A 12,930-nucleotide genomic window follows, 5' to 3' on the forward strand; every position below is an offset into this window, starting at 1 on the left:
TGGCATTAACAATTATGACATAAGGCACAAAATCATATAATAGCCGTTAAATTTTAGTTAAAATTGAAACATAGCATACTAATTGCTTACTTATTTAACATTAAATTTGTTTACTCAAAAACATAAAAAGAAAATTAATTAATAAACAAGAAAGATATACAATGAAGAGTACTTTAAAAAAACTATTACCATTTGCAGTAGTTGGAGTCCTTTCCGGAGCTACTACCGTTGGAGCTTTACAATATTTCGGACACGGCTCCAACAATGGAGATCAATCTTATTTCACAACAGCAGCACCCAATACTTCATTCGCAGGAATGAATACGGGAGCAGTAGGTGATGATTTTGTAAAGGCGGCTAAAACAACCGTTCCCGCTGTAGTAACTATTAAAAATTATCAAAGCAGAACATCAAGCAGAGCTTCAGAGCAGGATTTGTTTGACTTTTTCTTCGGAGATCCTTTCGGGGGAAGAGGCCAGCAGAGACAAAAGCAGCAGGTTCCTGATAATATGCCATCGGGAATGGGTTCAGGGGTAATCATCTCTCCGGACGGTTATATCATTTCCAACAACCACGTGGTAGCAGGTGCTAATAAGCTGGAGGTCGTACTAAGCAACAAGAAATCATATATTGCAACATTGGTTGGAACAGACCCTAATACAGATATCTCTTTATTAAAGATTGAAGAAAAAGGGCTTCCTTATCTGAATTTTGCGAATTCTGACAATATTGACGTAGGGCAATGGGTTCTTGCAGTAGGAAATCCACTAGGATTAAACTCTACGGTAACAGCAGGTATTGTTTCTGCTAAAGGAAGAGGTATCGGAATCCTGGGAAGCCAGGGAAAAGCTGCTAATCCTATTGAAAGTTTCATCCAGACGGATGCTGCCATTAACCCGGGTAACTCAGGAGGTGCTTTGGTAAATACCAATGGAGAACTGATCGGGATCAATTCTGCGATTCAGTCTACCACAGGATATTACCAGGGATACGGATTTGCCGTTCCTTCTAACCTGGCGAGAAAAATTGTTGAGGATATCAAGAAATTCGGAATTGTACAGAGAGGATTCCTTGGAGTTCAGTCTTTAGATCTTTCAAATGATCAGTTAGTAGCATCTTACAACAAGCAGTTTAAAACAAATCTAAAAGTAGGATCAGGAATCTATATTACAGGATTTGGTGAAAACAGTGGTGCTGAAGATGCAGGATTGAAAAAAGGAGACGTTATCACCAAAGTAGACAACTACGATATTACAGACTTTGCTGATCTTTCCATGTCTATCGGAAGCAAGCGTCCTGGTGACAAAGTTCAGGTAACCTACTCAAGAAATGGTAAAGAAGGAACTACTTCGGTAACACTTAGAGACCAGAAAGGAGGAACTTCAACCAGAACGAAAGCCGATCTTAGCGTAACAGAAAAAATCGGATCTGAATTCGACCCTCTTACGGAGCGTTTTAAAACAGAATACGGACTGAACAGTGGTGTAGTAGCTAAAAACGTTTCTGAGGGCAGTGAAATGGCTAAAATCGGAATTGTAGATAACTATATCATCATCGAGGTAAACGGCAAACCGGTCAATTCACAGAAAGATGTAGAAAAGATCCTTGAGAAATATCAGGGGAATGTACAGGTGAAATTCGTGGATGATTACGGAAGAATTTATACCAAAGGATTCAAAATGCCTTAATTGAATTTTTTTGATTTCACATTAAAAAGTTAACCATTCTTGCTTAAGAATGGTTTTTTTTGAAAAAAAGTTAACTAAGCTCAATGCAGAAACTAACACAAGCCATATAAAACACTGATTAACACACTTCTATTTTTTATATATTTGAAAAAACAAAAATGCATGAAAAAAGCTACCTATGAGGATAGAGAAAAAGTCGTTACTATTTTATGCCAGTCTTTCACAAATGTTCTTATTCCTAATTCTATCAATTTTGTCATAAAGAATTCTGGCAACAGATATAAGAGATTGAGAGCATTAATGGAATTTCAATTTGATTTATCACTGCTAAATGGAAGCATATTTCTCAGCGACGATCACAAAGCATGCATTTTATACTTAGAAAAATCCCAAATCAGTTTAAAAAAAATCTGGCTTGAAATAAAATTGCTGTTCAATTGTATTGGAATTGAAAATATCTTTAAAGTTTTACAACGAGAAAAACTCTTAGTAAAATTTCATCCGGAAGAAAAATTTGTTCATTTATGGTTAATGGCTGTAGTTCCTGGTGAACAGGGCAAAGGAATTGGAACAAGACTTTTAAAAGAATCTATGAGTAAATATGAGAACGAACTCATATATGTTGAAACAACAACATTAGAAAACAGAACCTTCTACCAACAAAATGGATTTACCATTTTCCATGAAACCTTTGAGCTGGATTATCCTCTTTATTTTTTGAAATATGTTTAATACGGAAATCTACTAACTCTTTTCAACAAAAAACGCTGCAGAATCTGCAGCGTTTTTTTTATTATTTATTTAGACTTATTCATTTTGTCAGCGATACTTTTCTTTTTATTTCTTTCATAGATCACTTCTACAATCTTCCCTCCAATCCAGGAAAACGGAAAGAACGTAAGGAAAATGGAGATCTTATAAAACGTAGGATGATAGGGAAAAATAATAACATCCAACATGGCAATAAAAAGCATAATAAAGCCAATCAGAATAGCATAGGCTACTTTAGCATATTTAACAATGATAGCGGTTGCCACTCCCCCAATAGTAGTTCCTAATCCGGAAATAAATAAAAGGAAGCCGAAAAACGCCTTATCATCTTTCATACTGAAAAGAAACCTTTGCCAGTGCTCAAACGGAGCAAAAGCCTCAAAAGTTACCCATTGCGGAAAAGCCCTTATACCAAGAGTAATAATAAGCCCTGCAATACCAAGACCTATCAGAACCGCAACTGTATTTCTTATAAAATTCATTAATCCTGATGTGCAATCATAGAAATTTCGATATCCACATTTTTAGGCAAACATGAAACCTGTACTGTTTCACGAGCTGGATAGCTTTCTGAATCTAAGTAAGATGCATAGATATCATTCATTACAGCAAAATCATCCATACTTTTAAGGAAGATGGTAGCTTTTACAACGTTTTTGAAAGTCATGCCGGCTTCAGTAAGAATCGCTTCAAGGTTTTTCATTACCTGGTGCGTTTCCTTTTCAATACCTTCTACCAATTTACCAGTTGCAGGATCTACAGGAATCTGTCCGGAGATATACAAAACTCCGTTGGCCATATTAGCTTGTGAATAAGGTCCGATCGCTGCAGGTGCATTAACTGTGTTGATTATTTGTTTCATAACGGATATTTATTTTTTTCTATGGTTATATGCAATCACTATCTGCAATATTCGTTGGTATTTGAATTCTGCCAACAGTGATTTTCATTAGAATTTATTTTGCTTGCAAATATAAAATTTATATTGTCAAATGCCAATCTGATATTAGAAAGGTGCATTAGGCTGGGTAAAGCTTCTGTCTTTGTACTTCAAGGCATCACTTAAGATATTGGCTTTGATACCGATAAAGAAGTCATACACTTTATATTGTCCGAAAGGAACCCAGTTGAAATTGATCGTAAAGCTTCGCTGATCTCTTGAAAAACCAATTCTTGTATATGCCAATTCTTTGGTCACCATATCATAATGGGTACTTCCGTTGATATTCCAGTATGGAGTCAGTTTGATGCTACCATCCAATCCAATGGATGCAATTTTATTACCAAATCTGCTTAATCCTTTGGAATAAGCGTAATTGGCGCTGACATTTAAAGTCCAGGCCTGATCAAAGTGAGCATAATGATCATCATCAAAATAATAATTTTCATTACGGATTTCTCCCTTCGAGGAATATTTTTTGGCATAATCTGTTTTTTCTCCAAAGATCTCGCTGCTTAAAGGATATGATAACTGAACATTGAATCCCTGTACACTGAAGTGTCCGAACTGTTCTGTTCTTATTCCGGTATCCTGTCCCGGTAAAAACTCAATTTTATAAGGTTCCAGTGCAAGACTGGTATTTACCGTTAACTTATTATTGAAAAATGAAGACTGTCCGTTGATGGAGAACACAGACCAAGGGTGATCTTTAGCGGCAAAGTTGTAGCTTCCTGCAAGGTTTAAAGATTCAAAAATTTTGATTTTCTTCACCCCTGTAGAATCACTCTTAGATTTTACTTTCATCTCGATATTGTTACCGATATTAAAACCCAAAGCTCCCTGCATACCGCTTGACGGGCTTCCGATAATTCCTTTTTCAAAAATAGAATATGGCGTCAACGCTCCGTTTGCATTATAATAGTTTCTGTAATATCCGAAATTAGGACTTGAAAAATCCGGGGAATAAGTAAAGCTTACACTCGGGGTCATCATATGTCTTACGGCTTCCACAGCAGATCCTTTTTTGAATTTCATCATCCCGAAAAGTGTGGTCTGAAGACTGGCAGAAGTAGAGAAAGTAGAGTATCCTGTAAAGTTTTTATTGATTTCATCAACAGTTACATTCTTTACCGGATCATAATACCTGTTCAGTGTTTTTGTTGTCAGGGCATTGTCAATATTCGCACTTAAACTGAAAGTAAAATATTTCGCCAAAGTTGTATTGGTAGCCAATGCGATATTATTTTTAAGGCCGGTCTGCATTTTATCCCACATTTCTTTTTTAAACAACTCATTTTCCTGAGTATTCACGAAATTGGTAAGGTTGAAACCGGTATTCACTGTAATATTTTCAAGCAATCCCTGTCTGATTCCTGTTCTTGATTTAAATAAATAAAACTGGTTGATTGCCACGTTCATCTGCGGAAGACGAAGGTCTGCCAATCCTGTCGCAAAGTTCTGGGAATATGAAGCAGTTCCTGTAATCGTCATCGGCAGTTTCAGGAATCTTTTGGTAAGGGTTACCGTAGAGTTTTGCTGAGTATTCAATACATTCTGGTTGAAAATGTAATTGTTGTTAAGCGGGTTGTTATAAAACTTGGTACTTACAATATCAACAGAAGCACTGAATGTAAGGAAAGGATTGGCTTTGGAATCCTGCGAGTGTGTCCAGTTGATTCTGTAGGTACTGTTTTTAGTATAATCGTCCAGACCTTTGATTCCTCTCACCATTGTACCGATATCTGCCGTAAAGTTTCCGGAGTAACGGTATTTCTTCTGGTAATTCACCTGCGGACGTAAATTCCAGCTTCCTTTTGTATAAATATCTGCTAAAACCTTAAGGTCAAAGTGTTCTCCGATCGGTTGATAATATCCAATTCCGTTCAGGAAGAAACCTACATCTTCTCTTTCCCCGAAACTTGGAATCAGAATACCCGCAGCTCTTTTATCTGAGAATGGTAAAATAGCGAATGGAAGATAAAGCGGTGTAGGAACCTGTTCGATAAACATCTGAATAGGACCTGTCACGATTTGGGATTTTGTTTTGGTTTTAATCAGCTTAATATTATAAGCTCTCATAAAATAATCCGCTGCCGTATCTTTTTTCTTGATAAAATAATCATCCGTTGTATAATCTGCTTTTCTCATTGCAAATACGGAATCATTATATTTTTTGGTTTTCTGTGCTATAATTACCCCTTCACTTTCTTCTGTTCTTGCATTGAAGGCAATGGCCTGTTTTGTTTTTGTATTATAGCTGAATTCGTTGGTTTCGTATTTTTTTCCGGCCTGCGTAGTGATTACAGGCTCCACAATCTTGCCCAAAGAGTCTTGTTTTCCTCTTGCATAGATCAGATTTTTATTATCATCAATAGAGATATAATCTGCATCAATCTGCATATCCTGATACTTTACCTGAGCATTTTTGTTCAGGAATGTCATTTTTTTCGGAACGTCTCTTCTCTGATCATCCGCTTTTGTACGGAGAACATCATTGAGGGTTTCTTTTTTTACAACTATGGTATCCTTTTTGGAAATAGTATCATTAACCGCATTTTTAGGCAATTTTTCAGGAGTTTTCTGTGCTAAAAAATTGTTAAAAATTAGGATAATTAAAATTTGTAATATATTTTTGAAGACGGTTTTGGCCAATTTTATACTATATAATTAAGGCCCAAAATTAATATAATTTTTATAACTGTAAGATGCACAAACAAAATTTTAAAATAATTTTATCATTTCTCCTTATCCTTATCAGCAACTTTATTTTCTCCCAGAAGAAGTTTACTATCGTTCTGGATGCTGGACACGGAGGAAGTGATCATGGAGCCAACAGGACCTATTCCGACATCGGAAGAATCGCAGAAAAAGACATTACACTTGCCATTACGTTAAAAGTGGGTGCCATGTTAGAAAAAAACAGAGATTTTAAGGTAATCTATACCCGTAAAATAGACGAGTATCCGTCTCTGTCTGACAGAACCAATCTGGCCAACAGAAGCAAAGCAGACCTTTTTATATCCATTCACTGTAACTCTTCCCAGAGACCTACAGCGTACGGAACAGAAACGTATGTGCAGGGACCCAACCAGAATAATGAAAACCTGGAAGTAGCCAAAAGAGAAAATGACGTAATTTTCCTTGATGAAAAAGATAAGCAGATCTTTGGTTCTTATAATCCGGACTCACCGGAATCATTAATTGCCCTGAAACTTCAGCAAAGTAAATATCTGGAATCAAGTCTTCTTTTGGGAGGATTGGTAGAAGATAACTTTGTGAATAAAGATAAAAGATCTTCAAGAGGTGTATTTCAGAAAAACCTTCACGTTCTCCGTATGAATGCCATGCCATCTGTACTGATAGAAACCGGGTTCATCAATCACCCTGAAGAAAGTCACTACATCGCTTCAGATAAAGGGCAGACTGAAATTGCAGAAAGTATATACAATGCCATAATTGATTATAAAAAGGCGATTGACAGAAAATCCGGTGGTTCTATTGCAACAAGAAAGCCAGAGCCGGAAAAACCTGCAGAGGTTCCTTTGAAAAATGATTTCAGAATTCTATTAATGAGTTCTCCTACGAAATACAATGAAAATGATCCTGCCCTGAAAGGCCTGAACTATATTCTTACGCTTAAAGAAAACGGGCAGTACAAATATTACTATGCTGTCACCAATATGGCTTCGGTAAAAGATATTAATCTTAAAACAGCAAAGGATGCCGGCTTCAGAAATGCATTTGCCGTAGGATTTATGCCTAATCAGAGAATCAGCATGGGATATTATACGATTGAAGTGTATGCAGGCGATAAACTGAACGGGAATTCTTATATCCTCCAGAATTTAAAAGATGTGGAACGAAATAAGGACAACGGTGTATTCTACTACACGTATGGAAAAGTATACACATTGGAAGATGCTGTAAAACTTCAGAAGGAACTTGAAGCTAAAGGTATCAAAAATACCGTGATACAAAAGGTCTACAGATAAATCAAAAAAAATAATTTTGAAGTTTAAAAGTTAATTCCTACTTTTGCAACCTCAAAATTTGGCCTATTCGTCTAGTGGTCAGGACTCAAGATTTTCATTCTTGCAACAGGGGTTCGATTCCCCTATAGGCTACTAAACTACACCACTCAATCCCTGATCAATACAAGGTTCAGGGATTTTTTTATTCCAAAAGTCAACGGAATCTCCACGGATTTTAAAAGAACTCTCATACACGCTTTGTACAGGGCGAATTTCGAAAATCTTTTTTGTTCGCTAAAATTTTTCTTTCCTTTTGTTATCTTTGTATTTATTGAAGTTAATTCGAAAATATCTTGCTCTCAGGGCTGAAAGCCCCTTGAATTTGCTTCTTTTGTTTGAAAAGGAGCTTTTTGAGAAATACAAAAACAGGCTCAAAACAAGCCTGTTCTGTTTATAAAATTTATTTTTAACTTTTTTAATTATTTATTTACTACCTTGTCTTACTTCTGTGAAAATTTCTCCATTATCACTCACTTTATAATATATAAAGCTGTTAAAACTATGTTGTAAATAAATAGGATGACCATTCTCATCATTAATTACAAGTCCAGCTAGTTGATTTTTTCCCCAATCTTCCTCTCCGAAAAATACAGATACATTCCAAGAATTAATTTTTTCTCCATCCAAATAAAAATCTTTATTTTCACGAATAATCATTTTTTCTTTAGTATCATATATGAAATTTGTTTTCTCTAAAACATCTTTGGCAATTTCCTCAATTTGTTCTTTTGTATGCTTCATATCTATTTATTTTAATATTCCTAATTTTTTTAATTTGACTAACTCTTCCATTTCATCAATTACTAATTTTGGCTGTCCCATTGGTATTCTAATCTTATCATTTAAATATTCATAAGAATCAACCAATTCTCTTTTAGTCCATTTTTCTTTTGTTTTCCATATAGCTTCCCAAACCATTGTTTCATCTTCCCAAAGAGGTAATTTGGCATATTCTTCAGGGGATAATCTTTTCCAAGTTTTCATGTGAACCATTTCATGGAAAACTGTCAATTCTGAAACCTCTGAACGTAAAAACATAGTTTTAAGTCTTGGATTGAAAGAACCTACTACACCTCTTGCATTCCAGTCCTTAAGTTTTTGTTTCATTCCAAAGTCCTTATCTACAATTTTCAAATCTACATCATATAACTCCTTTAGCAGCTTTCGGAGCTTTTTTAATTCTTTTAAAGTTAATAATCTCCCTCCATCTAATCCAAAACTATCATCAATTTTTCTGAAAAGCTCTTCAATATCCTCAACTACTTCATCATGAATTCTATTACCACTTCCAAATATAGCATCAATTTTCTTTCTAATCCATTCCGCAACTTTACCACTTTTTATAGCTTCCAGCATTTCAAGAAACTCTTTCTCCAACCATTTGTAAAAGTCTTGTGCAGAATTAGCAATTTTCCCACCTAAATTTTTAGAGAGTTGTATTCCCTTCGCTCCTAACTCTTCTGCCTTAGCTGTTATTCTGCTGATTTTAGCTGACAGGTCTGCCACTAAAGAGCCTCCTCCTGTAAAATATGCAATAATAGCATCTAAGATAAGTTCAAATGCAACAGCACCAATGAAGTATGCCCAAAAATACTCATTATAATCTTTTATTGAAGAAAACTTCTTTTTTAGTACATCAATAACTTTTGATAGTTCTTTCCATATCTTACCTTCACTGAACAGACTTTTAATACCTGCAAGAAATTCTTTAGAATTTTTGGTAAATAAATCTACAAAATCTTCTATGAATTCTAATTTCTCTTGATGTTTTGCCAACTCTAACGGACTCATTTTTTCCATCTCCAAAAAAGGAATTTTATCCGTAACCATTGCTAATAGCATAATAACGGTTTGTGCTAAAGAAATTAAGCTATTGAGCAGACCACATAAAAAAGCGTTAATTTTTGCAACTTCTCGATTGACTTTCTCCACGATAATTGCACCAATACCTGAAAAAACTTCCAATATTTCATTAAAAAAAACTTTGAGCTTGTTATAGACATTTTTTATGCTTTCAGGGATATTATCTTCTATGAAATTCTTTAAATAGAAGACTACAGCAAAGAAAATATCGTCCGCTATTGTTGGGGTTGCTTTAACAACAGTTGAAACTATTGCCAGGGAAATTTCATCAAAATAATCTACAAAGTCTTTGAGCTTGTTAAATCCTTCACTTGCTATTTCAGAAGCATTCTGCATAGTTTTGTATTCTCTGGCAGAAATAGGAACAGGAATGATGGGCTTATATTTTGCTTCTTGTTTTTGAAATCCGCTTGTACCTACTTTATTTTGATAAGTACTGTACATCGGTAATACAAAATACTTCTCGTAATCATAATTTTCTTCCGTGAATTTCCAAGTTTCAACAGTTTCAATACCTCCTCTAAGCCAATCAGCCAATTGATTATTTAAAGAAAATACCTTTTTAAAGGCTTCGTTCAATTGGGTTTGTTCTGCAATTTCTAAATAGATTGCACCTTTCAAAAGAGTTTCGTTTATCTTTTTATCATCAGCAAGCTCTCTAACAAGATTGTCAAACCCACTTACAGTTATTGATTCTGTTGGAGTTACATATGTGGTATTTTGATTATTACTATAAATTCTGTTAAAGAAGTTTTTGGCATCTTTTCCCATTTTTACCCGACAGGCTGTGCCAAAAAAGTTACTTTTTTTAGGGTCATCTTCTTCATAGAAAACTTTAAATTGTTTCTCTTCTACACCCTCTTTTTCGTACCTATCAAACACTTCAACACCACTCTTACATAGTATGAAAGTATATTTTATGCGATCTGTTACTTTAGTTTCGGGGATTTTATCGAAATCTTCGGGAGGAACAACAAATGTTTCAAAAAACACACTGTTTTTTCCATAAGGGCTGTCAATGTCTCTGCTCAAGACGTAATTTAATCTTTGTATCATATCATTTGAATTTACTATGAGCCAAATGTAGATTCGGGTAACGACAGAACCTGACGTATTATATTTATTTTACTTGAGACTTCACCTCATAATATTGCTATTAGCAATATTTGTATTAAGAATTATTTGAAAAAAGCAATCCCTATATGTTATATGTCACAAAAGCATTATATTTGCAAAAAATTTATCCATAGTTGGTTCTACCAATAGGGTAACACTGATGAAAAATATTATTGATAAATCATTGTTTGCAGTTTTCTGCAGACCATCAAATTTTATATCATGCCGGATTTAAAAATACAAGAAGCGAAATTGCTTTTTAAGAAAATCCACTCTAACCCAAAAAGTTACGATTTACAAATCAATGAAGGCGGGATTACAGGCAGAGATGATAAAATCAGTTTCAGGCTTTACAGGACTGGAGAAAGGGTTGCTTTTGAAGTAACAATTGATGAACTTACTTTCACCAATACCACTGGAGAATGGAATAATGCACTGATCATGCTGGGAAATACGATCAAAAAATTAGAGAAAGAACAAGAAAATTTAAAAATAGAACAGGCAATAAATAAACTCAGAAAGTACCTATCAGAAGAAAATTAAAATTTTTAAAAATAAATTTGGTAGTTTAAAAAAAAGTTTATAGTTTTGCACTCACATTTAAACGATATGGCAAATCATAAATCAGCACTAAAGAGAATCAGACAAAACGAAACTAGAAGACTTCGTAACAGATATTACCACAAGACTGCTAGAACAGCTTTAAAAGCTTTAAGAAATGAAGAGAACAAAGCTGCTGCTACAGAACAATTGCCAAAAGTTATCGCTTTATTGGATAAATTAGCTAAGAAAAACATTATCCACAAAAACAAAGCAGCTAACTTGAAAAGCAAATTAACAAAGCACGTTAATAAATTAGCGTAACAATATAGCTGGCCCGTTCGTCTATCGGTTAGGACCTCAGATTTTCATTCTGGTAAGAGGGGTTCGATTCCCCTACGGGCTACTTACATCTTATAAGACCACTGTAACAACGGTGGTTTTATAAAGATTACTGTAGAAAAAGCTATATTAAAATAAATCTAACCGGCCCGTTCGTCTATCGGTTAGGACCTCAGATTTTCATTCTGGTAAGAGGGGTTCGATTCCCCTACGGGCTACAATAAGAGTTGACACTTATAAAAACAAAAGCTAACACATTACTTCGGTAATGGAAGATAGAGGGCCCGTTCGTCTATCGGTTAGGACCTCAGATTTTCATTCTGGTAAGAGGGGTTCGATTCCCCTACGGGCTACAAAAGGACTTTTTCGAAAGTCCTTTTTTTATTTCTATATACAGGATTCCGGTAATTTCTTTTCAACAAGATTAACAGATTTAAGCTTTCAACCGCACCTGGCTTTATCCAACTGAAACAATAATACATCAAACAAAAACATCTCACTGGTAAGATTTGTACATTATTTTCATTCCCAATGATGGAGTCATATTAAATTTCATCAAAAATATCACCATTTATGGAAATATTTTTTTTTACTTCTTCCATTAATCCTTACATTTGAATAAAACTATTCATTTTTAAAAAATATAACATGAAATTCAATTTATTTTCGGGAAGCCGATCCTCTTTAAAGGCCGGATTGATAGCTTTATTTTTATTTTCTACCAGCACAATGTCCTTGGCACAAAACAGAATTTATGCACACGCACAAAGCTCCGGAGTATTCGGAGTAGCCTGCCTGGGATGTCATATCGATAATCCCCTTAATGCCGTAGGAGATAACGAAGATGACTACTCAACAATGGTATTGGGAACAGCTCTGTTGGGAGGAATTCAGCAAACCCTGATTTTCCCTGACCTAAGATCTGACACAAGGCTGGTAGTAGGAATCGGAACAGACAACATACCATTATCTGTACAGTTGTTAAGCGGAGTAACGCTTGAAACAATGAATGGAGGTACATCCAATGATGATCGGAGAACAATTGATGTAAGCCTTCTTAAACTGGGCGCAACCCCAAACAGAGGTACAATAGAATTCAAACCTACAAAGCCTTATGATGGGATAAGAATCGGATTAACAGGCGGTGTTCTAAGCCTTGGCGGTGGTTTCAGAGTTTATTATGCTTACCAGGATCCATTGATGAATATCATGGCTCACAGTCAGAACGGACAGATTACTCTTGGTGGAAATGTTCCTGTAGAAGGTTCCGAAGTTATCCTGTACAATACTTCAGGAAAGGAAGTATTCCGTTCCAAGCTGACCTCAAATACATTTGAGCCGAAACAGCCGGAAGGTGTTTATATCATGAATGTACAAACGAAAGAAGGTAAAATCTATTCAAAAAAAATTGTAATCAAATAATTTAATTGATTACAGAATAAATGCAGTATACTTTTTTCAAGCTTGCCATATTTTTTACATTCATTTTCAAGCAACTACAAGCATTCACCCCATTAAATAATAATAAATCATTAATTGCAAATATCAATAAATTATTAACAAATCACATAATTATGAAATAAAATAAGCAACATAATTATTTTATTTATAAATTTACAAAAAAAACTAAAATCCAAAA

Annotated in this window: 11 protein-coding genes and 4 tRNA genes; 10 read left to right on the forward strand and 5 right to left on the reverse strand. The window is 34.8% G+C overall.

Annotated elements, in window-relative coordinates; genetic code table 11:
* Window positions 1-161: 161 nt before the first annotated feature.
* A complete protein-coding gene (locus JNG87_RS21240) occupies window positions 162-1,688 on the forward strand; it encodes a trypsin-like peptidase domain-containing protein (protein WP_202840891.1) in 1,527 nt (508 codons plus the stop codon).
* A gap of 162 nt (window positions 1,689-1,850) precedes the next feature.
* Window positions 1,851-2,420, forward strand: a complete 570-nt coding sequence (locus tag JNG87_RS21245) for a GNAT family N-acetyltransferase (protein ID WP_202840893.1) — start codon at window positions 1,851-1,853, stop codon at window positions 2,418-2,420.
* Between the two features lie 65 nt (window positions 2,421-2,485).
* Here JNG87_RS21245 and JNG87_RS21250 read toward each other — a convergent pair whose 3' ends face one another.
* The 3 genes from JNG87_RS21250 to JNG87_RS21260 all read right to left on the reverse strand — a co-directional run bounded on the left by JNG87_RS21250 (window position 2,486) and on the right by JNG87_RS21260 (window position 6,051).
* On the reverse strand, window positions 2,486-2,941 hold the full coding sequence (locus JNG87_RS21250; RefSeq protein WP_110008516.1) for a hypothetical protein: 456 nt from the start codon (window positions 2,939-2,941) through the stop codon (window positions 2,486-2,488).
* A complete protein-coding gene (locus JNG87_RS21255; protein WP_034694591.1) occupies window positions 2,941-3,321 on the reverse strand; it encodes a RidA family protein in 381 nt (126 codons plus the stop codon). The genes JNG87_RS21250 and JNG87_RS21255 overlap by 1 nt, the downstream gene beginning before the upstream one ends.
* Window positions 3,322-3,465: 144 nt before the next feature.
* Entirely contained in the window at window positions 3,466-6,051 is a 2,586-nt protein-coding gene (locus tag JNG87_RS21260; RefSeq protein ID WP_110008515.1) for a putative LPS assembly protein LptD, read from the reverse strand.
* Window positions 6,052-6,104: 53 nt separating this feature from the next.
* Between JNG87_RS21260 and JNG87_RS21265 the strand changes: the two genes are divergently transcribed.
* Both JNG87_RS21265 and JNG87_RS21270 read left to right on the forward strand, forming a co-directional pair.
* Window positions 6,105-7,391 carry an N-acetylmuramoyl-L-alanine amidase gene (locus JNG87_RS21265; RefSeq protein WP_202840895.1) on the forward strand — a complete coding sequence of 429 codons (1,287 nt, stop codon included), beginning with the start codon at window positions 6,105-6,107 and terminating at the stop codon, window positions 7,389-7,391.
* Between the two features lie 60 nt (window positions 7,392-7,451).
* A tRNA-Glu gene (locus JNG87_RS21270) sits at window positions 7,452-7,523 on the forward strand.
* Window positions 7,524-7,853: 330 nt separating this feature from the next.
* On the opposite strand, the gene JNG87_RS21275 is transcribed toward JNG87_RS21270, so the two are convergent.
* Both JNG87_RS21275 and JNG87_RS21280 read right to left on the reverse strand, forming a co-directional pair.
* Entirely contained in the window at window positions 7,854-8,171 is a 318-nt protein-coding gene (locus JNG87_RS21275) for a hypothetical protein (protein ID WP_202840897.1), read from the reverse strand.
* Between the two features lie 6 nt (window positions 8,172-8,177).
* A complete protein-coding gene (locus tag JNG87_RS21280; protein ID WP_202840899.1) occupies window positions 8,178-10,349 on the reverse strand; it encodes a zincin-like metallopeptidase toxin domain-containing protein in 2,172 nt (723 codons plus the stop codon).
* A 282-nt stretch (window positions 10,350-10,631) separates the two neighbouring features.
* On the opposite strand from JNG87_RS21280, the gene JNG87_RS21285 reads away from it, so the two are divergent.
* The 6 genes from JNG87_RS21285 to JNG87_RS21310 all read left to right on the forward strand — a co-directional run bounded on the left by JNG87_RS21285 (window position 10,632) and on the right by JNG87_RS21310 (window position 12,713).
* Window positions 10,632-10,952, forward strand: coding sequence for a hypothetical protein (locus JNG87_RS21285; RefSeq protein ID WP_105683297.1), 321 nt, complete (start codon window positions 10,632-10,634; stop codon window positions 10,950-10,952).
* 66 nt (window positions 10,953-11,018) lie between these two features.
* On the forward strand, window positions 11,019-11,273 hold the full coding sequence (gene rpsT / locus JNG87_RS21290; RefSeq protein WP_002983073.1) for a 30S ribosomal protein S20: 255 nt from the start codon (window positions 11,019-11,021) through the stop codon (window positions 11,271-11,273).
* 10 nt (window positions 11,274-11,283) lie between these two features.
* Window positions 11,284-11,355 (forward strand) — tRNA-Glu (locus JNG87_RS21295).
* A gap of 82 nt (window positions 11,356-11,437) precedes the next feature.
* Window positions 11,438-11,509 (forward strand) — tRNA-Glu (locus tag JNG87_RS21300).
* 63 nt (window positions 11,510-11,572) lie between these two features.
* Window positions 11,573-11,644 (forward strand) — tRNA-Glu (locus JNG87_RS21305).
* A 295-nt stretch (window positions 11,645-11,939) separates the two neighbouring features.
* The gene (locus tag JNG87_RS21310; protein ID WP_202840901.1) at window positions 11,940-12,713 is read left to right on the forward strand and encodes a T9SS type A sorting domain-containing protein; all 774 of its coding nucleotides are present in this window, start codon (window positions 11,940-11,942) and stop codon (window positions 12,711-12,713) included.
* The last annotated feature ends 217 nt before the right edge of the window (window positions 12,714-12,930 follow it).

Source organism: Chryseobacterium cucumeris (assembly GCF_016775705.1).
Lineage (GTDB): Bacteria > Bacteroidota > Bacteroidia > Flavobacteriales > Weeksellaceae > Chryseobacterium > Chryseobacterium cupriresistens.